We start from the raw sequence: 25,868 nt of genomic DNA, 5'->3' as shown, positions 1-25,868 counted from the left end.
ATACAGTGATGTTAGTCAGGTTTCATTTTATTATTGGAGGGATTTTTTTATGAATCATTTCGAGCAAGCTCCTGTATATTACGACGACAACCAGCGCATCATCGGCAGACCTTACTTTGGCGGACCTTTTGGGCGACCGTTTTTCGGACCGCGTCCGTTTTTCGGCCCGGGCCCCTTCTTCGGAGGTTTTTTGGGCGGGCTTACTGCCGGAGCGCTTCTCGGCCCTTGGGGATATCCGTATCCGCCGTATCCTTACTATCCTTTTTATTGACAAATAAAGGCTCTTCCAGGGGCCTTTTTACATAACTTTTTTCTTGACTTAGAACTTTTGCATCAATTAAGATGGATTTTACCAACCGGTTAGTAATGCGGGTTTTTTTTATGTCTAAAAAAGAAGAAATCTTTGAAGCGGCCTGATGACGATTGCGGAATAAACCTTTAACACTTTAAAATCGTTTATGGGCGGCGTTTTTTGATATTCGAATGAAAACTGACTTTGTACAAGCGCCCTTGCTGCGGCAGCATTTCTTAAACCGCGGCGTGAGTTGTGTGAAAAGAGGGCTGGCAAATGGTCAAAGTCTTTTGTTTCAATTGGAACTGCTGGCTGACGAAGAGAAAGCTCTCCTTTTGAATCTTGAAATAACATCGATAGAGGAGGATTTCGTATGATTGCAGGCTACATTTTTCTACTGATCGCCATCTTGTCAGAAGCGGCGGCAGCCGCCATGCTGAAAATATCTGACGGGTTCGCGCGCTGGCAGCCGTCGGTTCTCGTAGTGATCGGCTACGGTCTCGCATTTTACATGATGTCACTCACATTGCAGGTCATCCCTCTAAGCCTCTCCTATGCGACTTGGAGCGGAGCGGGCACCGTTCTGACTGCAATCATCGGCGTCTTGTGGTTTCAAGAAAAGCTGAACCGGCGAAATATCGCCGGCATTATCTGTCTCGTGTCAGGCGTTGTCCTGATCAATCTGTCATAAGGAGGAGAATGTCATGAAAGGCATGATCTTTTTGGCGGCTGCCATTTTGTCCGAAGTATTCGGAAGCACAATGCTGAAGCTGTCAGAAGGCTTTAGCGTCCCCCTGCCCGCGGCCGGTGTCATGATCGGTTTTGCGGCTTCTTTTACGTTTCTGAGCTTTTCATTAAAAACACTGCCTTTATCTGCGGCTTATGCGACTTGGGCCGGCACCGGGACGGCTTTGACAGCTGCGATCGGGTATTTTATATTTCAGGAACCATTCAATCTCAAAACTCTTATTGGGCTTGTATTGATCATCGGCGGCGTCTTTTTGCTCAATTCAAAGCATGCTGACGCCGCAGACCAAAAGGCTCAGCTCCCGGTCGAAATCTAATCCGCTTTGGAGACGACAATCTTCGGCTCTAATTCAATGGCGACATTGCCCTGAACCGCCCTTGATATCATACAGGATGTCTCCGCCTTTTCAGCCAGTCTTTCGGCAAGTTCGACCTCTTTTTCCGCCGCTTCTTTCGGAAGACGGATCAGAGGTCTGTGAATGATTTTTTCGTATGTAAACACCCCGCCTGTCACATCGACAACGGCCTCGGATTCCATCGTCAGGCTCTCTTTTTCCAATCCGCTCCTTTCCATCATGGCTGCAAGCGTGATGATATAGCAAGTCGCAGCGGCACCGAGCAGCATTTCGTCAGGGTTTGTCCCTGCCCCCGGACCCTCCATTTCCTTTGGAATTGAAATTTCTGTTTTTAAATTCCCGCTTTCAATCCTTCCGATGTCGTTACGTTTTCCAGGCCAGTCTGCCTGAAGGTAAAAATGATGTTTAGCCATAAAAAATACCTCCTTTTTTTATCCTGCTTTAAAGTCTACCGGTATTTGACCTTTATGTCTGTTGATTTGCCTAAAAAAATCGGTAAACCGTGACAGACGTCTAACACACGGGGCATGAGCGGATCATAGAATACAACGAAAATCCGCGCAAGAAAGGACGAAAAAAATGGAGAATGTAGAACATTTACAGCAGACACCGGCTCCCGAACAGCATATGCATATCCCCCAGTATCAGCACGCCGAAACAGCCGTGCACCACATCAAATGTCCGTTGTTTCCGCACTTGAAACATAAGACATTGTGCACGGTTGCGCCTTTTGTTCATTACGGTTTAAATGAAGCGCAAGCCACTTCCTATCACCATGCCATGGAAGAAGTAGCGGCAATGGCTTATTTAATGGGCATGGGTATGGACCCTCACTTGGCCTACTGTACAGTTGAGTCATGGGAAATCAACGAAACATTTTATTAATTAGACTGAACGGTCAAAAATAAACAGAAAAGACCGTTCAGTCTCAGGAACGAGTTAAAGCAGACGCCGGCGTGTTCATTGGCGAAATCAGCCAGTGAACGCGGTTTTTTTCCCGTGATGCGTTCCACTGTATGGTGTGATGCGTTTTTCTTTGCCATTCTTGATTTTCTCGTCTAGTTCCGATATGAAGCTGGCATAAACGGGAGATAATCCTGCTTTTATATACCTTTCCCTCAAAGCGGACACTTCGACATTGACATGCCTGCCGCTCTGCCGATAATTGCCGCAGCTCCAGCATAACTCGAGGCTTCCGGCCCGGTCAAGATATGGCTCGTATTATACCGTCCATTCAGGAACATATCGCCTGACCGCGTGATGAAGCTTCCCGAATACGGGTCCGTCTTCATCGATAATTGCAGCGCTGAGCAGAACAATGCGGCGGACGCCGAATGCCGCTGCTATTTCCAAAAACGGTGCAACGAGTGGCGACGGTTTGAATACACCGACAGGCGCAACCAAATATAATGAGTTCGTGATTTTTAATGCGTCTCTGTAAATTTTTTAATCATTCCAGTCAAAATACACATGTTCCGTTCCGGCCATTGCAGGCATTCTCCGGCTTGCGATCCGGACGCCGGCGCCCGGAACGTACAAGCCGTTTGGCGATTCGGCTTCCAGTCGTGCCGGTTCCGCCGGTAATCAATATTGTTTTCTCCACTTTTATCACTCACTTGTTAGGTCATTAAAAAGTCTGCAGCCGTCTCCCGAACGATTCGATGACAATCAAAGGATTCCAATCATCTTTGTAGTGGACAATTTTGCTCTCTTTCATACTGTTGGGAAGATCCGTCTCGCACACCGTGCCTTCACATTCAAATTCGACTGCCGCATAGCCCGTATTTGCCATTTGAAGAATAGTGGGCGCTGTAAAGCGGACAATATCGATCTTTTCGGGAAAATCCTTTATATATTCGTAAATAGCCGACTTTCCTTCTATTTTTTTAGGAAAACCTGGCGGCGACTACGGATGCTCAAACACCGCGTCTTGATCCCAAAGCTGTATCCACTTTTCCATATCTTTTTCGAGCATCGACTGCAAAAATGGTTCCATCACATCGGTTATCGTATGCGCCATTTTCTCTCCCTTATTTTTTGACCATTCGGTCTAAAATAGTGATAAAAACGAGCGGCAGCCCATCTTCCCTTTTAATCAAGAACAGACAGGCTGACATCGATCAAATCCTGAAGGGCGTCAAAGTCCTCCGTTAACTTCGCCTGAAACGTTAGAGACAGCCGGGTTTGATTTAAAAAACGGGCAACTGCTGAAAGATCTTGGCCGCCCTTCTTTAGTTCCCCCTGTGACTCGGCCCGGACAAGCGCTTTGTAAAAGGCGGTTTCCAGCTGCCTTGTCTGCTTATCAATGTATTCGGCAACCTCTTGATCACGGGGAATTTGTTCAATTGCGCTGTTGATGATATAGCATGCCTTTGAGCGTTCGGGGTCTTTCAGAGCGTTTAAGCTTTCCTGAAAGATCTGCCGAACCGATTGCTTCACTGAGCCGGGGCTTTCAAGCCTGGCGATCACTTGAGCATTTTTATCATCAAGATATCTTGTAAGAGCGGCTATAAACAGATCCCGTTTCGTTCCGAATGTATTGTACAGACTTTGCCTGGCAATTCCCAGGCGGCTGAGCAGCTCTTGCATCGATGCGCCTTCATAGCCGAATTGGCCGAAAACCTCCATTGCTTTATGAAGGACGAGGGCAGCATCGAATTCTTTGCTTCTTCCCAAGCCTTTATCACCTCCTTTATTTGAAGAATACGCTTTTTAGATCGATCAGTCAAGAATTATCCGCTTCACGGATCTATTCACGGTTCCGATTGAGAAAATCGGCGCATGATCCTTCAGCGCCGGTCATAGACATAGCATAAAACCCCTGTCGCATACAGAGGAACAAAAGGAAGTGTGCCCGTTGTTTATTTATACGGTTCAGCCGGGAGATTCATTATTTGTCATCGGTGCCAGGTTCGGAATTTCGATTGACCAGATCCGATTGGCAAACGGGTTGGTCGAAACAAACATTGTCCCCGGACAGGCTCTTTTAATACCGCTTTATACATATACTGTTCAGCCGGGAGACAGTTATAACTCGATCGCCCTCCGGACGTTTGTATCCGCCGAAGCATTGCAAAAAGCAAATCCGTCTGTAACGCCTGCCAATATGAGGCCGGGGATGAAAGTGACGATTCCGGAATTGCCGAAAAAACCGATCACCGCTTTAGGATATTACACATTGAGAAACCCCAGCTTAGACCAGGAATTGATTCATAATTTTGCCCCCTACGCCACATATCTGGCATTTTTTGAATACCACATATCAAGCGACGGATCGTTAAGCGAGCTGAATGATTCACCGGCCGTACAAACGGCCTGGAGGCGGCGCGTTCCTCCCCTCATGACAGTCACCAATCTGACAGAAGCAGGCTTTAGTCCGTCTCTTGCGCACCGCGTATTAAATCAGCCTGCAGTAAGAAACCGGCTCATCGACAATATTGTTCAAACGATTTCCAGAAAAGGATATGCAGGCGTCAATATTGATTTCGAACAGATTGTGGAGGAAGACAGAGATTTATTTTCAGGTTTTCTCCGCCTGTTGAAAGAGCGGCTGAAGCCTTCCGGTTATGTGTTGACGGTTGCCGTTCCGCCGAAAACAAATGAAAATATCGCCTGGCTGAAAGGGTATGACTATGGCGGAATCGGCGCAGTGAGCGACCTTGTCTTTATCATGGCATACGACTGGCACCACGGAACAAGCGGGCCCGGCCCCGTCGCTCCGATCAATGAAGTCCGGCAGACGATTCAATTTGCCCTTCGCCATATTTCAAAAGAAAAAATCATTCTCGGCTTTCCGCTTTACGGCTATAACTGGACGCTGCCCTATCAGCCTGGTGCCGTATACCCGGGAATCGCCAACCAAGACGCCGTTCAGCTCGCCATGAAGCACCAGGTACCGATACAATATGATACAAAGTCTGAATCTCCTTTTCTCCAATACACAGATGAACAAGGCAGAAGGCACATCATATGGTTTGAAGACGCACGCAGCATCGGAAGAAAACTGCATCTCATCATCGAATACGGACTTGGCGGCGGCGGTGTCTGGCAGCTCACGCTCAGTTTTCCGCAAGGAACCTGGCTCTTGACCAAATTCTTTCGCGTCAGAAAAGTTTGATCGCTGTCGTATGAATAAGCCGAATCATCTCCCCTTTTATAAATCAATACAGTTCACAAAACATTAGAGCATCATGAGCTGTTCATATTTAAAAACCTTTGCCTGACAAAACCTTCAACAATGACAGGAATGATGCAGGATCAAGAGCTGCACGACATCTTAGAGTGTGATGCGGTCTGCGATGACTGAACAAGTGTGCCACCGATTTTTTAAATTCGGGGAAAACCGGTCAGAAGTGCGCAACGACGCGATTGACACCCATGAACAGAGCGCAGGCTAAATGGGGTATAATCTCTGAACATATTTCAGATTGATACCTAGGCTGCCAAGTCGGCTGAAGTCTCTTCCGCACCTGTAATGAAAACGCGTGAATCCCCCGCAGTTCATACGCGGGGGATTCTTATTTAAACGGTTTCTTCTTTTTTCTCATCATAATCAATGACTGCCTTTGGAAGAGCCGTATATTTCGCCCAGTAAAATACCGCAATCGATCCTGCTGCGATCAAGATTAAATCGATCGGCGTTCTCAATAGGCCGAGGCCGTTACCGAATGAGCCGAGATACGACAAAATCAAGAGCATGACATAATAACCGACAATCCACCAGCTTGATTTAAGCTGCTGTGCAAACGAAACATCGTCTTGGGGAACATATTTTTTACACGCGCAATAAACGGCAAACATCACGAGCTGCGATCCGAGCAGCCATGACACGGTGTTCCAGCCTGACCAATAGACGATATAAGACGCAAATACGAAGGATACAGGAGCAATGACAGCCATCCCCTTGATTTGCAGAGGCTTGTTGAGCTGCTTGGCATTCACATTCAGAGCTGCTGCTGAAACCGGAGCGATCGCATAGGAAAGGATCAGGGCTACAGAGCAAACATTGACGAGCGCGTCCCAAGACGGAAAAGGAAGCGTCCAAAAAACGGCGAGCGCAAACGACAGCCACAACGACGGACGGGGAATTCCCGTCGGTTTATTGACCTTGGCAAACACTTTGAACAACGTGCCGTTCCGCGCCCATGCATAAACCAAGCGCGATGTCGTATTCATAAAAATATTGCCGTTTCCGCCGGGTGATAAGATTGCATCCAGAACGACAAGAGTGGCAAGCCAGCCCATCCCAAGAAGCACCGCGATGTCTTTGAATGGAAGAGAAAACTCCTTGCCGATCGCTTTCCAGCCGTCATTCAGCATATCAGTCGGAATGGCTCCGATGAACACCACTTGCAGTATCGTATAAATGCAAGCCGAAACAATGATGCAAATCAGCAGAGCAACCGGGATGTTCCGCTGCGGATTTTTTACTTCGCCGGCGACCGAAACGATCGGATGAAGACCGAGGTATGCGAACATCACCCCGCCGGTCGAAATGGACGCCTGCACCCCGCCAAAGCCAAACGGCGCCAATTCTCCCGCAAAGTTGGCCGACTTAAAATGGAATGCCAACACGACGATGATCGTCAAAGGAACAAAATACTTAAAAACCGAAATAATTAAATTTGATTTCGCAAACGCTTTGACACTCCAATAATTGAGTAAAAAGAACAAACAAAGCAGCACAAACTGCAAAAGCCAGCCGATAATCGTCGGCGATTCAGAACCTTTTATCGTCAAACCGGGAAACCAATAAGCTACATATTGCCTGACAGCCGTCACTTCGATTGAAATCAGGCTTGTATAGGCAACGATCGTAATAAACGAAATCAAGTATCCGACAAGGTGGCCGTGGGTATACACCGGGTAGCGGATAATCCCTCCCGTCCGCGGCAAAGCAGCTCCCAGCTCGGCATAAACGAGGCCGATTAAAAGGATAATGACACCGCCGATAATCCACGAAAAGCTTCCCGCGGGCCCGGCTTTTGAAGCGACATTGCTGACGGCAAACAGCCAAGCCGATCCGAATATCGCACCCATGCCGATCAAAATCAGGTCAAGCAGAGAGATCGTTTTTTTGAAATTGCCCTGATTTGACAAATCACTTCCTCCTTTTAAATACATTTAATAGAAGGTAGTATGTTCAAAAAGCGCCTCTGTATACTTTTCCCGCTTCCTTTCGGCTGCAACAAAAAACCCGGGGATACCCCGGGTTCCTTCATATGGTTATTTCACTCCTGCCGGTGCTAAAAATGCCTCAATTTCATCTGCTGCTTTCTCGGCCCCTCCTGCTTGTTTAATGTGCTTTTGCATGTCCTGTACTCGTTTCAGGACATCGGGGTTGCCGTCCGTCTGGGAGACGGCTTCCCGCAATGAAGCAACTGTTGTGTCCTCCGGCTGCAAATGCTTGCCAAGTCCGAGTTCTTCGACGCGGCGGGCAGTGATTTCCTGTTCAATCATTTGCGGGATGGCAACAAGCGGTACACCGGCATTCAATCCTTCCATCGTACTGTTCATACCCCCATGGGTGATGAAAAGCTCCGCTTTCTTCAGGATTTCCAGCTGGGGAACGCGCTGATGAATCGAAAAGTTATCAGGTATGTCGTCAAAGCTTTCAGGATCGATTGTCGCGCCGACAGCCATGACCACCTGCCACTTCGTGTCCCTGAATGCTTCTATGCACATATGATAAAATTCCGGCCAGGCATTGAACGCCGTCCCTAAAGAAATGAGCATGACAGGACGGCCGCTGTTCGAAATAACCGGCGTGTCTTCTTCCTGAAACTTGCGTTTGGCTAGAGAAGGACCGACAAAAGAAAACCGTTCATCAAACGTTTCGCCGTAAGGCTGAAAAGCACGAGGCATAAAGACAATGTTCAATTTTGCCGGTTCGAACATCTCCTCAAAACTAAATGACGGAATATTCTCATTTTTCAAAGCGGCTTCTTGCTCAGGCGTGAGTTCGATCTTAAACTCTTCAGACATTGATTTGAATGAAAAATGTTCGTTTTGTGCATATGAAGAACAAAGGCGAACCGCCTCTATTCCAAACTTCTCAGCCAGCATTTTTCCCGCCATGGCCATAAAGTCAAAAAGGATGAGGTCAGGCTTGTCGTTCTCATAAAGCGCTTCAAGCTGAGGAAGAACCTCCTCCATTTCTTTCATAAACATCATCGGAGCCTGCGTCATATCTTTTTTATTTTTCATCAGCTCCCGAATTTGCTGCGGATCGATATTTAAAGTTGAGCGGTAGTTAAGCGGCTCTGCCCCAGTTTCCTCAACAGCTTTCACAAACTCATCCGTTACCGGATATGTTACCCGATAACCGCGTTTGACAAGGCTTGCCGTTAAAGCAAGCGTCGGATTAATATGCCCGTGAGCGGGAATATTAAAAATCGCGATATGTTTTTGGCCCATTTTTTAACCTCCCGTTATTTTTCGCTTCATAACAGTAACGATGATTTTAAATCTCTTTCACTATGTTAAACAACATATTATAGATCATAAAGGAAAAACCCTTCAAAATTAAATTAAAATTAAAAAATACTAATATAGTCCTTTTTCTCACAAAAAAACACCGAACTTTAGCCCTTAGTTTAAGGCCACACTCGACTTTATTCCCCTTTTCGTTACCGTCGACTTATATTTCAATCGTTTTAAAACAAAAAACATCCGTCAAAACAGCACTCGTTTTAACGGATGTCATGAAATTGCCATATTTTAAATTTAGTTTAAATTATTCTGTAAATGATGGTAAATCCAAAAAAATTTTTATAATGTTATTTTGTCGCGCTTCCTGCTTCATTTCCTTTCAAAACTATCGTTTATCGTTTCCTTCTCATCATAATTAGATATGAAAGGACTGTTGTTATTGGTATATACAGCGGAACATCTTGATGATTATTTAATGGAACAAGCATCCAACAATCATTTTCACGGCAGCATTTTGCTGGCAGACTCAAACGGTATTCTGTTATCGAAAGGATACGGTTATGCTAATTGCAAGGACAAAGTGAAGAATAAACCGTCTACACGCTACCAAATTGCTTCGCTGACAAAGCAATTCACAGCCATAGCGGTCATGCAGCTGCAAGAAAAGGGGCTGCTTCATACAGATGATCCGGTACAAAACTATTTAGAAGGCTATCCGAACGGAGACAGCATTACCATCAAACATTTATTAAGCCATACGTCCGGAATTCCCGATTTTCTAGAGGATGAATTGCTCGATATTGAACTGGAGCGCGCACCGTTAGACCAATTTATCGGCCGTTTTATTGACAAGCCGCTCGAATTTCGTCCGGGACAAAGGTTTAATTACAGCAATTCAGGATACATACTGCTCTCAAAAATCATTGAAACAATCACAAATGAAGCTTATGGAGACGTCATTCAACAACTAATCTTTGACCCTTTAGGCATGAAAAACTCCGGTTTCTTCACTTCTCCGGAAGATATTTCGCCCACAGTCGGATATTTATGCCTGAATCGCGAAATGATCAAAGCGCCTATCGTATACGGCTACGGGGAAAGCGGGCTGTATTCAACCGTTGAAGACTTGTACTTATGGGACAGGGCGCTTTACACTGAAAAGCTTGTCACAAAAAGCGCTTTGAAAGAAGCGCTTTACAGCTGCGTCAAAAAACCGGCTTTTGCAGCCGAGGGCCCTTCTCCGGCACTCATTCAAAACAATTCGATCGGATACGGATGGTTTATTAATCATCAAAACAAGTATAAAATATGGCATGATGGAGAAATCCACGGTTTTATCAGCTCGATTAACCGATACATGGATGAGAAAAAAGTGCTGATTATGCTCAGCAATTGCAACCTGTCAAAAACAGACGAAATTTCAGAAAACTTGGAACAAGCTTTATTGCAAATGTAGAAGCTAAAAACACTGAAAGGCAGCGGGAGCGGTATGATCAGAAAACTATTCACTATCATCATCATGGCAAGTATCATCGCGATCGGATTCGTCTTTAAAGATTCCTGGCTCGGCGTCATCAGGGACGGAGGCGTTTATTCGGTGCTATTCAGCATGCTGCTTGTGGCGGCCTGTGTATTTTTCCCGATCGTCCCGTTTGCGCTCATTGCCGGATTAAACGGCGCTTTGTTCGGAATCGCAAACGGCGTGCTGATCACGCTGACAGGGTCGATGCTCGGCACCATGCTCCTGTTCTTCCTCTCACGTTACGGATTCAGAGATTTGGCTCGCAAACGCTTAACGAAATACCCGAAAATGAGCGAATATGAAGCCTATTTTAACCAAAATGCTTTTACAGCCGTACTATTGGGCAGACTGATCCCCGTTATCCCCGCCGTTGTCATGAATATTGTCTGCGGTTTAAGCAAGGTGAAATGGGCTGTCTTTTTCGCGGCTTCGACACTTGGAAAAATCCCTAATGTTCTCGTCGTCTCTATCGCAGGTGCCAATTTCAGTGAAAACAAGCTGATCTCTATCGGTGTCTACGGCTTATACATGGCGATCATCGCGCTTGTCATCTACAGAAAGTATCCCCATCTGACTCAAAAACATAAGGAGACGAAACAGACAGGGAAACCTTCTTGACCCGCTGAGGCGGCAATGATAGCCGCCTTCGTTTTTCAGTTGAACGTCAGCCGATTACAACAGCCGTACCATATCCGATGAGTTCGGAGGTACCCTGGCCTGCAGATAGTTCGAACCTTAGACCGACGATCGCGTTTGCTCCGAGTTCTTCAGCTTGATTCACGAGCCGTTCCCTCACAGCTTTTTTCGAATCCTCAAGCATTTGGGTGTAATTTTTTAATTCTCCGCCAATGACCGACTTCAATCCTGACAGGATATCTTTTCCGATATTCCGCGACTGAACGATGCTGCTGGTGACAAGCCCTTTAACTTCGACGATATTTTGATTCGCGATTGTATCTGTTGTGACGATGATCATTAATATCCTCCCTTTTCCTAAACTTACTAGCTACCATACCATATCCGCCGGAAGCGTGCAGTTATTTATCCATCATATCGGCTGGATTTTTAAAATGTTAAGTTTTTCATGCTAAGTTTCACCACATTGCATAGCCCGCCGTTTCAATCCGGGCTTTTCACAAAGTGGGAAATGATTCAAAAGAAGTAAATATAGATAACTTTATAGCATTGTTAATTTCAGCTTCACAAGATAACACGATTTCATCACAGTTGATTCTTCTTCCACTTCCTTATTTTAGTCCTGAAGTTTTTAAATGGAGCCACAGAGTTGACGTGAATGAACCTTATAGCGGGCCACTTCGGATTTTTGCCTGTCCAATTGAAAGTACCTTGGATGTATAACTCTTCGTCCGTGAGCGTATCAATCCAAGATTGAAATTGCGACTCTGCTTTCTTGAATTCTTGACGAAGCTCAGTTAACGAAAGCTGAGAATAGGAATCATAAAAAGATTGATAAAGGGCTCCTAATTGGTTCCATTTATAATGAGGAGAGGGAGTTACAACAGTTTTCCCAAAACGCTCGTCCCTATCCCAACTCATTAGGAGGTTCAACCATCCGAGCTGATAAGCAATGATTTCCCCCGGAGTTCGATCTACATCTGGATCGAGAACATCTCTCAACTGATCGGGAATATCGTCAAACTCACCATCCAATAACAAATAACGCTTATGAATTTCTTCTTTTAAATGTTTTTTAGACTCATACACCATAATCCCCCCTTGATCATAACTATAGTGTACAGGATTCGTCCGACTTATTTTAAACTTTTTAATAAAGAACAGTTGAATTTCCGCGTCAAGAGGTAATGTGAGGGGTTCCCTGCCGTCGACCCTTCAGAGGAACTCTCGATCCCGAAATTCCTTGCGGCCATTCGAAACCCTCCGCGCATCACAAGAATCGGCTCCCTTCACCTACTCGCGAAAGGCGCCTATCTTTCTTTTAAAATATTTTTCTTCTTCTTAGGAAGTTTTACGTCAAATACGGTTTTCTTTTTTTACACAAAAAACGGCTGGGCTTAAAAGCCCAACCATCCAAAAATCTCAAAACCTTTTGTGTTTGCAAGTCAATAAATAAAGCAATCAGCCAACCAAGTAATCCGCTGCTCTCTGCTCCTTGATTTCCGAAAACGTACCCGCCCCGTATGCAGCAAGCGATTCGCTTATGTTATCTTCGGCAAAAGCTTCGACGGCCGTATCTTTCCCCCCCTTCGGCAGCGAGGACATTCAGGACGATCATAGCAACCGGAACGGGCAGCACAAACCATGCCCATTTCAGCACAGATGTTGACTTCAAATTACCGAATAAAAGCAGCAAAACGTCAGTCAACGAATAGACCACAGGATGTCACCGTACCAGATGCCAAAGGCATGAATCAAACCGACCAAAAGCAAGATGAACAGCTTTCTGCAAAAAAGCATACGCGGGTCGCAAAAAAAGACATATTGACTAAAAGAATGCCAAGTAAAGCAAACCCGCGGATGATATCAGGTTCACCAACTCTCTCCTGGGAAACCGGGGTCAACGGTAATCGATGATTCATTCCGTACCTGTACTCCCTATCGGCATAGATTCTTATATATAAGTTTCCTTGTGCTCCGAAAGCCGGGGAGGACTTCTCATTCATCTTATTTGCAAGTCTTATACGATATTCATCAGATCTGTTCGGAAAGATCGTTCCGCTCTTGATTAAAACATTGCACTACATCTTTCAACATTTGCGGGGTGGGCTGCGCTATTTTATTCATCTTATGATCAAGATGATGTGGTTTTTAAAAAGCTGATGACCTTCTGCGAGACCGATTTAGCCTCTGTTCCCAGCCAAATGAGATGACCCCAACTGTCTGCCTCATAGACTTCTGAAAAAGGGATCAGTTCTTTTGCATGATAAGCATGCTCGGCTGGAACAAGACGATCATAGCGGGAATGCATAATTAATACCGGACAAGAAATTTTCTTCAAATGATGGAAAGATAAATCGTCTATATTTTTTAAATCAAGCAAAAACCCTCGACTTGAACGCTGTCTGTTGTTCATTTTTCTCATTTCTTCAATATCTCCCTCCGTCACTTTCAGCAGTGCCTGATCAGCAGGTAGTGTAGTAAAGGAGGACAGCATTTTCTTAAAGGTCCACTCCGGAAATCGATTGTTAAGCGCCGATATTAGCTTCCATACGGTCTTTTCAACAGGCGGCCGAAAGATGATCTGGCCAACTTTATATTCAATATCCTTCGCTGTTAGCCACTGCTTTGTGACAGCGCTTTGCAAAATTAAGGATTCTACTCTTTCAGGGTATTTGGATGCAAAGCATATTCCGCTTGGCCCGCCGGCTGACACCGCAACCACATGAACTTTCTCGATATTCAAATGATCCAGCAGTTTCATATAGTAATAGCAGGCAAGTTCCAAACTGTCCCCGATTTCTTTCGATGTTCGGCCATACCCTGCACGGGAAGGCGTGATGATAGAGAATCGGCTCTCATAAAGATCTCGATACCCAAATTCTTCGCGGCAATTCGAATGCCCCCCGTGCATCACAAGAATCGGCTTCCCTTCACCTACTCGCGAATATTCAATTGTCAGTCCGTCAATTTCAAAGGTGCCGATGCTTCTTTTCATCATTTTCATCCTCTCAGGAAGCTTTACATCAAATACGTTTTTCTCTTCATTATGTTTCAGAAAATCCATACAACCTAAAAAAACGGCTGGGCTGTCCCGCCCAACCATTCGAATATCTTAAAATTTTTGTCGTTTGCAGGTCCATAAATAAAGCAATCCGCCAGCCAATACAAAGACTGTGAATATCGCAAACGAGCTGCTGAATACACGCTTTCGGCATTGTCCATTGCCCCTTCATTGACCTTTAATCGTGACATACTGAGCAAGCCAGCCTTGTACTGTGCTTTTCCGAGAGCTTAATCAAATTCCCTGTTTAAATATTTTTTTAGTTCCTTTTTTTGTTTTTTCGATACGAGGATATATAAAATATCGCCTGATTTAATTTTCGTTTCTCCGTGCGGCGTGACCAAATCTCCGTTTCGGATGATCGCATTGATCAGGGCGTCTTTCGGAAAGCTGATGTCTTTCAGTGCCTGCCCGGTGATGGCTGTTTGGTCATCGATTTCAAATTCGATAATTTCGGCGTTCGCCTTGCCGATGGAAACAAGCTCCAGCGAATGCGGTGCTTCGACTTTCTGCGGTCCGTTCAATTTCAATTTTTCTGCGAAGACCGATATGGTTGACCCCTGGATCAAAGCCGATGTTAAAACGACGAAGAATACGACATTGAAGACCAATTGGCTGTTTTCAAGCCCCATCGTCATGGGAAATGTTGCGAGAACGATCGGAACGGCCCCTTTTAATCCGGCCCACGACAAGAAGATTTTTTCGTTAAAATGAAAGCCCATTTTGATGGTCGACAGAAAAACGGCAACCGGCCTGGCGATAAAAATTAAAATCAGCGAAAGCAGGAAGCCTTTGAAAATGATGTCGAAAGATAAAAATTGGGCAGGAAAAACCAATAATCCCAGAATAATAAACATCAAAATCTGCATCATCCAGGCAAAACCTTCATTAAACCTGAAAATAGAATGTCGGTAAGTCAAATCTTGATTTCCGATGACAAGCGCGGCAATGTAGACGGCAAGCAAGCCGCTCGCCCCGATGACATCTGTAAGACTGTAGGTAAGAAGCGCAAAAGCAAGCGCAAAGATCGGATAAAGTCCGCTTGAATCCAAGTTGATTTTATTAATGGCAAAGCTGGCGAACCGCCCGAGTAAATATCCGAGCAAAAGCCCCATTCCCATCTGCCAGAAAAATGAAATCACAAGCATGAAATAAGATGAATGATCAGCCGTCAGCAGCTGGATGAGCGATAACGTCAAAAACATCGCCATCGGATCATTCGTCCCCGACTCTGCTTCCAGTGTGGAGCTCAATCTGTCTCTAATATTCTGGCCTTTCAAAACGGCGAAAATCGCGGCCGCATCTGTAGAACCGACAATCGCTCCGAATAAAAAGCCTTCCATCCAGGAAACATTAAAAATCAGTTTGGCCGCAACCGCAACCACACAGGTGGTTAGCAACACGCCAATCGTTGCGAGCGACAATGAAGGAACGGCGACCGCTTTGATTGAAGACCACTTTGTTTGCAGGCCGCCTTCAAAAAGGATGACGACGAGTGCGATAATTCCGATCAGCTGGGCTAGCTCGGGATTATTAAAATAAATAATTCCGAGACCGTCGCTCCCCATGATCATCCCGACAACTAAGAACAATACGAGGGCAGGAACTCCGAGCCTGGTCGAAAATTTTGTTGTCAGTACACCGATAATCAGCAATAAGGCCGCTAATAAAATAAACTGTTCCATATTAATGTGTTCCAACCATTTATCCTCCTCCCAATCTTAACCGATACTGGTGCTGTCCACCGTTCTTTTACCCGAACCGGCACCTTCATAAAACGTATGTAACAGACGATGTTCGTGTATGCTCGTTATGGGACCGTCCTTCAGCCTTCACTCTGTCCGTGAAACTTTGTGCCTGCAATCGCAATAATCCCAATAATGATTGCGATTGGAATCCAAATCACGGCAAACGGATGCGCAGGCTCAGCAAGTGCGGCGATGACGGCCCCCAGGCAATAGAGCACAATCGTCAAAGCGCGAAGCCATGCGTCCTTATGGATGACCTTTTGGTCGTTTTTGCTGAGGAACCGTTTTGTCACATCTTCGAAAAAGTTTGCGAGCGTCCCCGTTAGGACAGTAGTGGAAATCCCTGCAATGCCGAGCTTTCTGGCTGCTGTGGTCTGAAGCCCCATCGCCATGCTTAACAGCAAGATCAAAAAGTGTGGCGAACTTTCATAGAAAGTCAGACAAGCAAATAGAAGCAATACGGCTGCTTCAACAGCAAGTGCAATCGTGACGCCTGACGGCCAGAACGATTTTTCCTGTTTTCCGACAATGGCTGCTGAAATAATCACGCCGATGATAAATCCGAACAATGCGATCAGCGAGTACACGGCGGTCGCATGAAGAGAATTGCCGATTGATAATCCTAACAGTACGATATTCCCGGTCATATTAGCAGTAAATACGTGACCGATACTTAAGTACCCAATCACATCTACAATACCTGCTGTCAAACAGAGAAGCAAAAGCATGATGTTTCGATCATGAGCAGCATTCAATGTGATTCAATCCTTTCGAAGCTATTCTGCCCGGCGGAATGTTAAGCCATTCCATCCGGTATGTCATGAGCCTTTCCTAAGGGAAAACTCGTTTTGGGGGCTTTTTTATTGTTAGAAAAAGAGGGGGTCTTAACGAAAAAATGCGGGCGATCCGATCATGCACCTCAGCAAAACACTTATCGCTCATCGTGTTACATCTGCCATTCAATTGTATCATAAGCATTAAAATTTTTTATAAATGAAGTTCTTAAAAACTTGTTTTTAATAAATGGGAACACACTTCTTACTGTTAAGGAAGCAGGCGCCCGGCGTTTATTGCATGATCCATCTGTTTGCCTAAATAAAAACGAACGAGCCGCCTTTTAAAAGCGACTCTTCCCCCATTCCTTCAATACTTGCAAAGTTCATGTTACACGCGGGAGGACTGATTCACTTCATATGCCACCCGTATTCCCGATTCAATCGCTCCCTGCATCCACCCGTGAGTGAGGGAAGCGTGCTCCCCGGCGAAGTACACCCTTCCCTCAGGCGTAGGAATATAAGGATACAGCTCCAATTCCTGACCAGGTTCGAAAGCTGTAAATGCTCCCGCTGAAAAAGGATTTTGCGTCCAGCTGAAAGAAGCGCCTGATACAAACTCAGAATACACGATATCTCCATATATTTTCGCTAAATTTTTCAGCGTATAGCGGATCCGCTCTTCTTCCGGCTGACTGTCCCATATCAGCGCTTCATCAGCCCACGTATAGCTCGCTAAAATAACAGCATGCCCGTGTGCCCCTATGCCGCTGCTTGGGTAATATGAAAAGCGAATCGGTAAATCGGTAATGGATCTGCCGCCTCGCTGCCCGACTCTTTCCCAAAACCTGCTCTTAAATTCGATTCCTATTTTTGTCGCGGCAATATAGTTAAGCTCCCGAATCGCTCTCCGCTTATGGTAGGAAATCGAATCAAACGGCTCAAATGTCACAAATCGCAAAGCTGAAAAAGGAATGGTTACGATTGCGAAATCACTTGTCAGCGCTGAATGTTCTGCCGACTGTTGGTGGATACAATGGGCTGTCACATCGTGTTCAGTTTGAGACATTTTCATCAATTTTTGACGGAACAAAATATCGGCCTTTAATTGCGGAAGAAAAGCTTGTATCAGCAGGTCCATGCCGCCTGTAATCTCATAGAAACGAGACGGCGATGTAAAAAAGATCGATTCCCTCAATACTTCCACAAGTGACAATCCCATGTACGCTTCCATATCCAAAAGTACACCAATCATATCAATGGCGCCGTTTGAAAAATGAGTGTTGAGAAAAGAACCCAACGATTCCTTCTTGTATTGTTTTTCAACAATATTCCAATTTCTCGCCGGATCTTGGCTGATAAAATTGAGGATAGGCTGCAGAGCAGAAAGCATCAGCTGTTCAGCCGTTTTTCCCTGCTCATGGGGAGCAACGGGGAACCTTAAAACGCCCGGATGTCTTTCAAACTCATGAAGACGGGTTTTCACGCCGTTGACGTAAAGAATATCCATGGGGGTTCTGTTGATAAACTCATTGACAGGCAGATTAAATTTCTTAATGTATTCCATCGTTAAAGTATGGATATCGGGGATGCGCATCGGACCGGCATTGAAATACAACCCTTCGCTAAAGGGCGCACGGGAAGTAAAAACACGCCCTCCCGCTCTGTCATTTCCTTCTACCATCGTCACTCTGTGCCCGGCACTCTTTAATAAAGACGCTGCGACAAGCCCGGACAGCCCGGCACCAACAATCATCATATGCTTAGGATACTGTGTTGTTTGAAGGCCGTTCCTAATGAGATGAAGCATGTCTCCCTCAGTTAATTGAAAATTCAATTTACTCAGCGCCCTTTTCGGTGGATTTATTGCATTATATTCCGTTTAAAGGGCGCCAATCACCATTTTCATCCTCTCTGCACGAAGACTCCGCATGAGGGCGCAGTTGCAAATGGGTCAACTATTTTAAAAAATGTAAATCAATATCCTATACCGAATTTATAAAGTGACATAGGATAAACTATGTATCTTTAGGGAGGTGAAACATATGAGCGGAGGATACGGAAGCGGTTTTGCTTTAATTGTTGTCCTGTTCATTCTCTTAATCATCATTGGTGCCAGCTGGTTCGGCGGTGGTTATGGAGGCTATTAAGTTCGTTCCGTTTTAAAAGCGATAACCTATGACCTTCTCCTTATTTTACATGTTCTCCCCTCTCGCTTATCGTTATTGACTCCATTATGAAAGGCTCTTTTTAAAAAGAGCCTTTTTTTAATCAATACAGGAAAACGCGCCTCTATTGAGCTTCGCTTTGCTCCAAAGAAACACTATTTCCCCCTATGCTTTTGTTTCGCTTTTTGCTTTCTGAGTAAATACTTTTGTTCTTTTTCCTTTTCCCGCTGCTCTTTTGTCAGCCGCTGTTTCTTTCGTTTTCTGGCATCCAGCTCTTGTTTTATCGCTTCTTGCGCCTTATGAGACACACCGGCATTTTTCAATTCTTTAGACACTTGCCGCTGCAGCCTTTTCGGATTGATTTTGCGCGGGCGGCGGGCGTCCAGCCTAACTCCTTCCTGTTCTGCTTGTGACAGTGCCTGTAAAAGTTGATGATGAACAAAATGCAATACTTCCGAATCCTTCGGCTCTTTGCCAAACAAATGCCGGACAGCTCTCAGCTTACCTCCAATCACAACTTCAATGACTCCTATCCAAAACTGACCATCATAGTAAACCGTTAATTTCATAACGATTCCCTCCTCCACCAACATGTACTTCAGAGAATGACGGACATCCCGAGGAGGGGAAGGTTACTGGCATGATCAATCATGCATCCGGACTACCAACCGAATCGTGTTTTTTCATTCTCCGCTAAAAATTTTATCAATTTTTCCAGTTTAGGAAAAGGGGTAAAGTTCTTTTGTATCAATATATTAAGACAGAGTTAATCGAATCATAGAGAGACCCTGCCCGTTTCTGAAATCTTGTATCTAAAGCAGATCCAGTTTCAAAATGACGCGAATTGCAAGGATATAAAACCATTTTCCTTTCAACCAAAAAAGAAAAACAGAATTTGGTTGCCTAGTGTATAATATAACCTGTACATAAAAGCTTTCCTCACTCAAGGGAAGTCTTGCTCACCCTCATTGAAAGGGGGTGATGCATATGACAACATTTGAAACAATCTCATTAATGATTGCTTTCGGCATGTTAATTGCCGTGTTGTCAAAAAAAGAAAAATAGACCTCCCTTGAGCCTGGAAACTTAAAGGGATAGGTCTATCACTTAGATCCTATGAGCAAGCCCTTGGTGGGCTGCTTTTTTGTACACTGACTCGACTGTTGGCGCAGTCGGGTCTCTTTTAGTTTATGCATTTTCCAAAAAAGAAATACTTGTGTTAACCAACAGTCAGTTGGTTAAGTGGCGCTTCTAATGAGATTATAACACATGTTCCTTTAAAGTTTCTCCTATTTGTTATCAAAAAATCAACGTTATGTTTACTTTCAAAATCACGTAAAGGTGCAGCTGGATACCTCTTCTATTTGCATTTCACATGAAAAAGAGATAAAATGATTGTTAAATCGTAATAATTACGTTTTATGCGCCACATTGAAAAAAAGGCCATATAAATAAACAACCAAAGGCCGCAAAAAAGAAAACGGCAAGAGAAGGCAGAATTATAGAGAGCTTGCGAAAGGAGTGAAAAGCTCAAGGTGACGATGAAATACTGAGGAGGTTACCGGGGCCTTCTACCCGTTATGGGTATCACCATTCGGGACAGTTATCGACCGGGGCTGCCTCTATATTCATTCTTAGTTCTTTATCATTTTACCCCTTACAAATCGTAATAATTCTGTTTTACTTGGAGGGAAGATACATATGGCGACATGGGATTTAAGTCATATGAAACACCATATCTTTATCTGCAACGGCAGCAGTTGCAATCGGGTCGGGGCTGAGGAACTGACTCAAGTGATTCGGCAAGAAATCTCAGAGCGGGAGCTTGACGATGTCATTCATACAACGCGCACGCGGTGTAATGGTAGATGCCGAGATAAGTGCGTGGTTATCCACTACCCGAAAGGAACTTGGTATAAAGATCTAAAACCTGAGGATGTCCCCCTCCTGATTGACTCGCTTTGTACCAATGAAGATTATCAAGAAAAAGCGAGCCATTTGTATGATGGTCAACGTTTCGAGCGTTCACCTGGCGTCATCGCAGGAGTTCCAAAAGACAAAGAAAAAGTAATCAAAGTATCGAAAAAATTGTAAATGGAGTCGAATGATCATGCCTTTAACTAAAAAGAAAATTCCTGTCACCATCCTCACTGGATATTTAGGCGCCGGGAAAACCACACTCTTAAATCGAATACTTACAGAAAAACACAATCAAAAGATTGCGGTTATTGTCAATGAGTACGGAGAAGTCGGGATAGACAATCAGCTCGTCGTAAATTCTGAAGAAGAAATTTTGGAAATGAACAACGGCTGTATCTGTTGCACGGTCCGCGGAGATTTGATTCGTATTCTGAGAACTCTTGTATTCTCAATGGATCAAGGGAAAGTTGCATTCGATCGAGTTTTAATCGAAACAACGGGACTGGCTGACCCAGCTCCTGTTGCCCAGACTTTTTTTATGGATGAGCTGCTGTCCGACTTATTTGAAGTTGACAGTATCGTCACGGTAGTAGACAGTAAGCATATCACAAGGCATCTGGACGATCAGGATGAAGCTCAAGAGCAAATCGCATTTGCTGACGTCATCATCCTCAATAAAACAGATTTAGTATCGAATAACGATCTGAAATCCTTGGAGCAAAGACTTGTCAACATGAATCCTGCGGCCAAGAGGCTGCATGCCAGAGATTGCAACATCAATTTAAAAGATATACTGGGGATCAATACGTTTGACGTCAATCGAAAACTTGAAATCGATCCTCATTTTCTAGAGGATCATCACCACCACCATCATGATGATAAAGTGTCTTCTATTGCTTTTCGGGAAGAGAAGCCTCTTGATTTGGCAAAAGTGGATCATTGGATGAGTTATCTCGTACGGGAAAAAGGCGAAGATTTATTACGTTATAAAGGGATCCTTTCTATTAAAGGGGAAGAATATCGAATCGTATTCCAAGGGCTTCATATGCTGTTTTCAGGACGCCCGGACCGGAAGTGGAACGAAAACGAGACAAAACAAAGCGAACTTGTTTTCATTGGAAAGGACTTGGACAAAGAGGAACTGGAGCGGCAATTTAAAAATTGCATCGCAAAGTGATATTTTTCGCTTTGTTGGCCCTCGCTTTGCTTAAAATAGAAAGAGCCGAGCTTTGATTTTGCGAGTCTTTTTCAAGGGCAAAGTGAGTTTTTAAGCAGGTTATTGCCTGCTTTACTTTTTGTTCTTATAAGAGCTTCCCTACGTCCCTTGACTATCGCGCTGCATAGTTTACAGCCGCTCTTTTGGAAAATGGCCCTTCATTTTGTCGGATAATATAAAACAAGCACTCAATCAACGGATTAAGTGCTTGTTAAGACATTGGAGGGAAATACCAACGTAAAAAAGGTCAATAAACCCAACGCAAGAAGCCCATCATTGGTGTCTAACTTCAGTTTGCCATTCCTACTGTCACTTCTCCATCATGGTAAAACTCAATGACATAGCCAAGTTCACTATACATAAACGTATCTGAACCAACCGCAGTTACGTCATCAATAACAGTTAAGGCGTTTTCTAAAGTAGTCTTAACTGCCGGATCATCAGCAGGATTCCAAAGAATAATGACAGAAGTGTCAGTTATACCGTTATCTTCTAACCATTTGAATAATTCATCAGAATATTCTATTCTCTTTTTGTTTTTTACCTTTTCCCAATCAATTCTTGCCCAACTTGTTATAGGAAACTGCTTACTTAGAGAATTGAAATACTCCCCAGTGAGCTCTTCAGATAGAATTTCTTTTTGCTCTCCTAATGCTTCTAAACACTCATCAAATAAATCCAAAATATCCACCTCTATCTGTTAAGATGTTTCAATAGCGCTTTGAATGTCTTCTCGTCACCATCAAAAGAAATATAATATTTTTTTGCTTCTCTTTTTCCCTTTCGGAAATCTTCAATATTTATATGAGGCCCCTTTTCGGGATCGTAATCCAAACGCCATCTTACTTTTTTGTCACTAGATCTTCTGCCGATAATTTTACCATAACCTGCGCTTACTTCTAACCTCCCTACAAGTGGTTTTGAGTCCGGTCCTAGATCTCCAATAATCTCCATGGCTTTATTTCTAGCTTGCTCGTAAGTTTTAACCTTTGGAAGGGCTATTTCTTTTCCACTTTTAGAAGGTTTCCCAATAGATTTAGAGGATTTAAATAACACACTCTTCTTCTTATCCTCAAGCAGCTCCTTCAGCAAAGGCGTATTCTTGATATTAATTGTTTTCTCCCGCATTTGAAGCATTCCTTCTAATGCGGGAGTATAGCGATTTTTAGGTGGATGGAAATGCTGTTTAACAGAATTAACACTTTTCTTTGCTGTTTGGGCTGCAGCCTGGCCAGCTTTGCCAAGACTTTTCGAGCCTGATACGACAGTGGGACCGGCTTCCGCCAACCCCCATATCGTCCCAATCGCATAAGCAATATAGTGTCCGCGAGAATATGAATCCCCATGTACCATTTTTTCGTCCCACGAATCTGCGATTGATTGCAACATACCTTCGTAGGCGGCTTTGTAATCATACTCAAGTACTGAATTTACAGTTGCTTTTGGGTTTTTAATAAAGTCGTCTGCGTGTCCAATAAGAGCTTTACCTGTTTCAATCGTTCCTTGGATAGTATCTTTTGCAAAATCATATCCTCCAACCACAAAGCCTTTCATACTTTCTAAGACATGTTTTCCATCTTCCAGAGTTCCTTTAATCGGATCTGCTCTGAACTCATAGGCTTCTTCAATGGCAGTAACATAATTCATCTGCTCAGATGTAAGATTATCATATCCAATCTCTCTAGCAACTTTGAGAAATTCATCCGGATCATCATACAACTTTTCAAGTTTTTTCTTTAACGTATCAGTATGACTCATAGGTTCTATTTTGCTAGCCTCTTTTTCAATCTTCGATCTTTTATCCAGCTTATCCAACATGACGCCCATCGCTGTGTCTTGGCCACCACGCAAAGTGTCCATCTCATCCGGCTTTAAAATCGAACCTTTTTGGTAACCGGTAATTTCAATTTTAGGGCCTGTGTACATTTTTTCAAGCCGGCTTATGTATCTCTGCATCGTTTCCAGGTCGTTTTCAGCGGTTTTAAGAGCGCTTGCCTGTTCGCGGTCAAAAGTGTGCAGTTTTTCAATTGTCTGACTGATTTCCTTTAGTGCTTTTCGATTTTGTTCATGAAAATCGCTGTCATTCAAGTCAGGCAAATCGACAATATGGCTAACCTTCGAGAGCGTGGCGTTGGCTTTGGACACCAGGTGTTTTGTTGTGCGGTCCGCAGCATTCAATCCTTGTTCCAGCTCGTGCTCAAGAAAGCTTTGCGAAATAAACCCGTTATGGTTTGATTCCAGAGAATTCAGCGCGCTTTTCATTTTCTTTAGCGCGGAACTGTATTCCTCTATGAAAGTATCATAGAACTGTAGAAAAGGGGTGTGACATTCCTCGTAAAAGGCGCGAATCGCGTCGCCGCCTTTTCCTTTTAAAGCATCATCAAGTGATGTGATGCCTTCAACGGCTTTTTTGACTTTAGAAAATTCGTCTGATTGTTGTTTTAATTGTTCGAGCGTTTGATCTATCGCATTGTGCAACGCTTGAACATCCAGCGTCTTCATGGCATTCTCCTCTAATACTAAAGTGACATATCAGTATAGAGTTTACCACTATACGGAAACTAATTGGGGAATAAATCCTGTTCCTCCACGAAAATGAATCTTTGGGATCAGGTCATTAAACCTATTTGCCGAGGGTTTGAAATACATAAAAAAAGCCGCTATTCAAACGGCTAAAAGGATATTCCAAAAACTCATTTTTAGGTTAAACAACAAAATAATGATTGGGTGCGCTTGTGATGTTTCTTGAAGCTGTGTTCATATCATCGTTGTTCGAAAAATGACTGAGAAAGCCAAGTCCAATTATCATAATCCCTAAACCGACCTTCATTTTAGACTTCATACAAACATTCCCCCTTCAATATTTGCTTTTGAGCATAGACCATCTTTTTAAGACAGATGAGACTATCCTCTGTTTTTCCATTATAATCTAGATAGGTGCCGGCTAACAATGCCAGCTCTTCCAAATACGGAAATCCTTTGCTTGTTTCCAGTCGATTGAAAATTTTAAAAAGCGATGTAGTTTCACACCGTTTTATATAAAGTGACTCGAGAGCTTCAAAAAGGCTTATAAACAGATGATCTTTAAGCTCCACAGCACTTCTAAGCCCTTTTCGGTAATAATCCTTGGCTTTATCATACTTATTTTGTTTGAAATTGATTAGCGCCAAGTCGTGGTATGCTTGCGGCAAATTTTTTGATTTAAATTTTTTATATTGAATTAGAGCTTGTTCAATATATCTTGCAGCCTTGTTTAAGTTGTCCATTTTGTGATAGCAGTTGCCAAGGTTGTAAAAAGCAGAAGCGTATATCTGTGGATTTTTCTTTTTTAATAGTTCTGCGCCTCTAAGTGCTTGATTTAGGTGTGGAAGAGCCTTTTCATGATTCTCTAAATCATCATAATTCCCAGCAATGACAAAATGACACTGAATAAGGCGAACAGAATAGAGTTCATATTTTTTGTAAATGCTATATGCACGCTCTGCAAAGGTACATCGAAACGTGGGTCATTTTCATGTGGTAATAGACTTCAGCCATTTTAAAGTGAAATTCCGCTTTTTCAATCGAATCTGATATAGCAGGAAATTGACGTTCCGCTCTTTTATAATAAGTAATTGCCTTCGTATATTCTCCATTCCTAAATTCGTACATCCCTCGAAAAAAATGATAATAATACGTAAGCATATGATCTAATTTTCGTTTATTCCCTTCAACCCTCTTCAAATATTCTGATAATTCCATCTATTTTTCACCCGAAGGTGCTATATATTCAATCATTATACTGTGGCGGAAAGCCATCAATTGATAGTAGATTAGTAAATCCTGATCTTCTTCCATAACCTCTATATCCCTTTCAATTTCAGCTTTTAGCATTTCGGCGTCTGTCACATTGAATTTTTGAATATGCTGGTGCCACTCCGTAATTTTCATCCCCACTTCTGCAGATGAGATTCTAGCCAACCTTTTCACCCTTCCCTTAACTATACTAATGATGT

Annotated in this window: 25 protein-coding genes and 4 pseudogenes; 12 read left to right on the top strand and 17 right to left on the bottom strand. The window is 43.8% G+C overall.

Annotation, left to right across the window (positions count from 1 at the left end):
- The first annotated feature begins 49 nt into the window (after positions 1-49).
- The 3 genes from MST20_RS04775 to erbB all read left to right on the top strand — a co-directional run bounded on the left by MST20_RS04775 (position 50) and on the right by erbB (position 1,356).
- The gene (locus tag MST20_RS04775; RefSeq protein WP_243940417.1) at positions 50-271 is read left to right on the top strand and encodes a hypothetical protein; all 222 of its coding nucleotides are present in this window, start codon (positions 50-52) and stop codon (positions 269-271) included.
- 394 nt (positions 272-665) lie between these two features.
- Positions 666-983: an SMR family multidrug efflux transporter EbrA gene (erbA, locus tag MST20_RS04770; protein ID WP_003182039.1), complete on the top strand. Its 318-nt coding sequence runs from the start codon at positions 666-668 to the stop codon at positions 981-983.
- Between the two features lie 13 nt (positions 984-996).
- Entirely contained in the window at positions 997-1,356 is a 360-nt protein-coding gene (erbB, locus tag MST20_RS04765) for an SMR family multidrug efflux transporter EbrB (RefSeq protein WP_243940415.1), read from the top strand.
- Here the strand turns inward: erbB and MST20_RS04760 are convergent.
- On the bottom strand, positions 1,353-1,808 hold the full coding sequence (locus MST20_RS04760) for an OsmC family protein (protein WP_243940413.1): 456 nt from the start codon (positions 1,806-1,808) through the stop codon (positions 1,353-1,355). The genes erbB and MST20_RS04760 overlap by 4 nt on opposite strands.
- 166 nt (positions 1,809-1,974) lie before the next feature.
- Between MST20_RS04760 and MST20_RS04755 the strand changes: the two genes are divergently transcribed.
- Positions 1,975-2,280: a hypothetical protein gene (locus MST20_RS04755; RefSeq protein WP_243940411.1), complete on the top strand. Its 306-nt coding sequence runs from the start codon at positions 1,975-1,977 to the stop codon at positions 2,278-2,280.
- Here the strand turns inward: MST20_RS04755 and MST20_RS04750 are convergent.
- From MST20_RS04750 to MST20_RS04740, 3 genes and pseudogenes are all read right to left on the bottom strand, one after another.
- Positions 2,277-3,004 (bottom strand): annotated as a pseudogene (locus tag MST20_RS04750) (NAD-dependent epimerase/dehydratase family protein). The gene MST20_RS04755 and the pseudogene MST20_RS04750 sit on opposite strands and share 4 nt — an antisense overlap.
- Positions 3,005-3,022: 18 nt before the next feature.
- Positions 3,023-3,415 (bottom strand): annotated as a pseudogene (locus tag MST20_RS04745) (nuclear transport factor 2 family protein).
- Positions 3,416-3,486: 71 nt separating this feature from the next.
- Positions 3,487-4,071 carry a TetR/AcrR family transcriptional regulator gene (locus MST20_RS04740; RefSeq protein ID WP_243940409.1) on the bottom strand — a complete coding sequence of 195 codons (585 nt, stop codon included), beginning with the start codon at positions 4,069-4,071 and terminating at the stop codon, positions 3,487-3,489.
- Positions 4,072-4,252: 181 nt separating this feature from the next.
- Between MST20_RS04740 and MST20_RS04735 the strand changes: the two genes are divergently transcribed.
- A complete protein-coding gene (locus tag MST20_RS04735; protein WP_243940407.1) occupies positions 4,253-5,512 on the top strand; it encodes a glycosyl hydrolase family 18 protein in 1,260 nt (419 codons plus the stop codon).
- Between the two features lie 404 nt (positions 5,513-5,916).
- Here the strand turns inward: MST20_RS04735 and MST20_RS04730 are convergent, their stop codons facing one another.
- Together MST20_RS04730 and MST20_RS04725 are read right to left on the bottom strand one after the other, a co-directional pair.
- The gene (locus MST20_RS04730) at positions 5,917-7,494 is read right to left on the bottom strand and encodes an APC family permease (protein WP_243940405.1); all 1,578 of its coding nucleotides are present in this window, start codon (positions 7,492-7,494) and stop codon (positions 5,917-5,919) included.
- Positions 7,495-7,620: 126 nt separating this feature from the next.
- Positions 7,621-8,811, bottom strand: a complete 1,191-nt coding sequence (locus tag MST20_RS04725) for a macrolide family glycosyltransferase (protein WP_243940403.1) — start codon at positions 8,809-8,811, stop codon at positions 7,621-7,623.
- Between the two features lie 454 nt (positions 8,812-9,265).
- Here MST20_RS04725 and MST20_RS04720 point away from each other — a divergent pair, with 454 nt between their 5' ends.
- Positions 9,266-10,282, top strand: coding sequence for a serine hydrolase domain-containing protein (locus MST20_RS04720; protein ID WP_243940401.1), 1,017 nt, complete (start codon positions 9,266-9,268; stop codon positions 10,280-10,282).
- Positions 10,283-10,315: 33 nt separating this feature from the next.
- Complete coding sequence (locus tag MST20_RS04715) at positions 10,316-10,966, top strand: TVP38/TMEM64 family protein (protein ID WP_243940399.1); 651 nt, start codon at positions 10,316-10,318, stop codon at positions 10,964-10,966.
- 46 nt (positions 10,967-11,012) lie between these two features.
- Here the strand turns inward: MST20_RS04715 and MST20_RS04710 are convergent, their stop codons facing one another.
- The 3 genes from MST20_RS04710 to MST20_RS04700 all read right to left on the bottom strand — a co-directional run bounded on the left by MST20_RS04710 (position 11,013) and on the right by MST20_RS04700 (position 12,589).
- Positions 11,013-11,324 (bottom strand): YbjQ family protein, encoded by a 312-nt coding sequence (locus MST20_RS04710; RefSeq protein WP_003182008.1) that lies wholly within the window; start codon positions 11,322-11,324, stop codon positions 11,013-11,015.
- A gap of 245 nt (positions 11,325-11,569) precedes the next feature.
- Positions 11,570-12,076 carry a ClbS/DfsB family four-helix bundle protein gene (locus tag MST20_RS04705; RefSeq protein ID WP_243940397.1) on the bottom strand — a complete coding sequence of 169 codons (507 nt, stop codon included), beginning with the start codon at positions 12,074-12,076 and terminating at the stop codon, positions 11,570-11,572.
- A 369-nt stretch (positions 12,077-12,445) separates the two neighbouring features.
- The gene (locus MST20_RS04700; RefSeq protein ID WP_243940395.1) at positions 12,446-12,589 is read right to left on the bottom strand and encodes a hypothetical protein; all 144 of its coding nucleotides are present in this window, start codon (positions 12,587-12,589) and stop codon (positions 12,446-12,448) included.
- Positions 12,590-12,628: 39 nt separating this feature from the next.
- Between MST20_RS04700 and MST20_RS04695 the strand changes: the two genes are divergently transcribed.
- Positions 12,629-12,901: a hypothetical protein gene (locus MST20_RS04695; RefSeq protein WP_243940393.1), complete on the top strand. Its 273-nt coding sequence runs from the start codon at positions 12,629-12,631 to the stop codon at positions 12,899-12,901.
- 217 nt (positions 12,902-13,118) lie between these two features.
- Here MST20_RS04695 and MST20_RS04690 read toward each other — a convergent pair whose 3' ends face one another.
- The 4 genes from MST20_RS04690 to MST20_RS04675 form a co-directional block, all read right to left on the bottom strand.
- Positions 13,119-13,982 carry an alpha/beta fold hydrolase gene (locus tag MST20_RS04690; RefSeq protein ID WP_243940391.1) on the bottom strand — a complete coding sequence of 288 codons (864 nt, stop codon included), beginning with the start codon at positions 13,980-13,982 and terminating at the stop codon, positions 13,119-13,121.
- Positions 13,983-14,278: 296 nt separating this feature from the next.
- Complete coding sequence (locus tag MST20_RS04685; RefSeq protein WP_243940389.1) at positions 14,279-15,748, bottom strand: potassium/proton antiporter; 1,470 nt, start codon at positions 15,746-15,748, stop codon at positions 14,279-14,281.
- A 125-nt stretch (positions 15,749-15,873) separates the two neighbouring features.
- Positions 15,874-16,551, bottom strand: coding sequence for a YoaK family protein (locus MST20_RS04680; protein WP_075754416.1), 678 nt, complete (start codon positions 16,549-16,551; stop codon positions 15,874-15,876).
- A gap of 409 nt (positions 16,552-16,960) precedes the next feature.
- Positions 16,961-18,379, bottom strand: a complete 1,419-nt coding sequence (locus tag MST20_RS04675) for a flavin monoamine oxidase family protein (protein ID WP_243941157.1) — start codon at positions 18,377-18,379, stop codon at positions 16,961-16,963.
- Positions 18,380-18,614: 235 nt separating this feature from the next.
- Here MST20_RS04675 and MST20_RS04670 point away from each other — a divergent pair, with 235 nt between their 5' ends.
- Positions 18,615-18,719, top strand: coding sequence for a YjcZ family sporulation protein (locus MST20_RS04670; RefSeq protein WP_243940386.1), 105 nt, complete (start codon positions 18,615-18,617; stop codon positions 18,717-18,719).
- A 173-nt stretch (positions 18,720-18,892) separates the two neighbouring features.
- Here the strand turns inward: MST20_RS04670 and MST20_RS04665 are convergent.
- Positions 18,893-19,379, bottom strand: a pseudogene (locus MST20_RS04665) (YjdF family protein).
- A gap of 339 nt (positions 19,380-19,718) precedes the next feature.
- Between MST20_RS04665 and MST20_RS04660 the strand changes: the two are divergent.
- The 3 genes from MST20_RS04660 to MST20_RS04650 all read left to right on the top strand — a co-directional run bounded on the left by MST20_RS04660 (position 19,719) and on the right by MST20_RS04650 (position 21,834).
- Positions 19,719-19,802, top strand: coding sequence for a putative holin-like toxin (locus MST20_RS04660; protein WP_034291561.1), 84 nt, complete (start codon positions 19,719-19,721; stop codon positions 19,800-19,802).
- A gap of 636 nt (positions 19,803-20,438) precedes the next feature.
- Positions 20,439-20,831, top strand: a complete 393-nt coding sequence (locus tag MST20_RS04655; RefSeq protein WP_243940384.1) for a (2Fe-2S) ferredoxin domain-containing protein — start codon at positions 20,439-20,441, stop codon at positions 20,829-20,831.
- Between the two features lie 10 nt (positions 20,832-20,841).
- Positions 20,842-21,834 carry a CobW family GTP-binding protein gene (locus tag MST20_RS04650; protein ID WP_243940383.1) on the top strand — a complete coding sequence of 331 codons (993 nt, stop codon included), beginning with the start codon at positions 20,842-20,844 and terminating at the stop codon, positions 21,832-21,834.
- Between the two features lie 328 nt (positions 21,835-22,162).
- On the opposite strand, the gene MST20_RS04645 is transcribed toward MST20_RS04650, so the two are convergent.
- The 3 genes and pseudogenes from MST20_RS04645 to MST20_RS04635 all read right to left on the bottom strand — a co-directional run bounded on the left by MST20_RS04645 (position 22,163) and on the right by MST20_RS04635 (position 25,833).
- Entirely contained in the window at positions 22,163-22,555 is a 393-nt protein-coding gene (locus tag MST20_RS04645; RefSeq protein ID WP_243940381.1) for a CDI toxin immunity protein, read from the bottom strand.
- A gap of 11 nt (positions 22,556-22,566) precedes the next feature.
- Positions 22,567-24,375: a T7SS effector LXG polymorphic toxin gene (locus MST20_RS04640; RefSeq protein ID WP_243940379.1), complete on the bottom strand. Its 1,809-nt coding sequence runs from the start codon at positions 24,373-24,375 to the stop codon at positions 22,567-22,569.
- A gap of 329 nt (positions 24,376-24,704) precedes the next feature.
- A pseudogene (locus tag MST20_RS04635) lies at positions 24,705-25,833 on the bottom strand (response regulator aspartate phosphatase).
- Between the last annotated feature and the right edge of the window lie 35 nt (positions 25,834-25,868).

Origin of the sequence: Bacillus sp. B19-2, assembly GCF_022832475.1 — a bacterium.
In the GTDB taxonomy this organism is placed as follows: domain Bacteria; phylum Bacillota; class Bacilli; order Bacillales; family Bacillaceae; genus Bacillus; species Bacillus paralicheniformis.
This window is presented reverse-complemented; position numbering and strand designations above follow the sequence as displayed.

What these genes read in the sequence shown, in the direction of transcription:
- MST20_RS04775 (WP_243940417.1), top strand. Translation starts at nt 50, where the DNA reads ATGAATCATTTCGAGCAAGCTCCTGTATATTACGACGACAACCAGCGC.
- erbA (WP_003182039.1), top strand. Translation starts at nt 666, where the DNA reads ATGATTGCAGGCTACATTTTTCTACTGATCGCCATCTTGTCAGAAGCG.
- erbB (WP_243940415.1), top strand. Translation starts at nt 997, where the DNA reads ATGAAAGGCATGATCTTTTTGGCGGCTGCCATTTTGTCCGAAGTATTC.
- MST20_RS04760 (WP_243940413.1), bottom strand. Translation starts at nt 1,808, where the DNA reads ATGGCTAAACATCATTTTTACCTTCAGGCAGACTGGCCTGGAAAACGT.
- MST20_RS04755 (WP_243940411.1), top strand. Translation starts at nt 1,975, where the DNA reads ATGGAGAATGTAGAACATTTACAGCAGACACCGGCTCCCGAACAGCAT.
- MST20_RS04725 (WP_243940403.1), bottom strand. Translation starts at nt 8,811, where the DNA reads ATGGGCCAAAAACATATCGCGATTTTTAATATTCCCGCTCACGGGCAT.
- MST20_RS04715 (WP_243940399.1), top strand. Translation starts at nt 10,316, where the DNA reads ATGATCAGAAAACTATTCACTATCATCATCATGGCAAGTATCATCGCG.
- MST20_RS04710 (WP_003182008.1), bottom strand. Translation starts at nt 11,324, where the DNA reads ATGATCATCGTCACAACAGATACAATCGCGAATCAAAATATCGTCGAA.
- MST20_RS04705 (WP_243940397.1), bottom strand. Translation starts at nt 12,076, where the DNA reads ATGGTGTATGAGTCTAAAAAACATTTAAAAGAAGAAATTCATAAGCGT.
- MST20_RS04700 (WP_243940395.1), bottom strand. Translation starts at nt 12,589, where the DNA reads ATGTCCTCGCTGCCGAAGGGGGGGAAAGATACGGCCGTCGAAGCTTTT.
- MST20_RS04695 (WP_243940393.1), top strand. Translation starts at nt 12,629, where the DNA reads ATGCCCATTTCAGCACAGATGTTGACTTCAAATTACCGAATAAAAGCA.
- MST20_RS04690 (WP_243940391.1), bottom strand. Translation starts at nt 13,982, where the DNA reads ATGAAAAGAAGCATCGGCACCTTTGAAATTGACGGACTGACAATTGAA.
- MST20_RS04675 (WP_243941157.1), bottom strand. Translation starts at nt 18,379, where the DNA reads ATGCTTCATCTCATTAGGAACGGCCTTCAAACAACACAGTATCCTAAG.
- MST20_RS04670 (WP_243940386.1), top strand. Translation starts at nt 18,615, where the DNA reads ATGAGCGGAGGATACGGAAGCGGTTTTGCTTTAATTGTTGTCCTGTTC.
- MST20_RS04660 (WP_034291561.1), top strand. Translation starts at nt 19,719, where the DNA reads ATGCATATGACAACATTTGAAACAATCTCATTAATGATTGCTTTCGGC.
- MST20_RS04655 (WP_243940384.1), top strand. Translation starts at nt 20,439, where the DNA reads ATGGCGACATGGGATTTAAGTCATATGAAACACCATATCTTTATCTGC.
- MST20_RS04650 (WP_243940383.1), top strand. Translation starts at nt 20,842, where the DNA reads ATGATCATGCCTTTAACTAAAAAGAAAATTCCTGTCACCATCCTCACT.
- MST20_RS04640 (WP_243940379.1), bottom strand. Translation starts at nt 24,375, where the DNA reads ATGAAGACGCTGGATGTTCAAGCGTTGCACAATGCGATAGATCAAACG.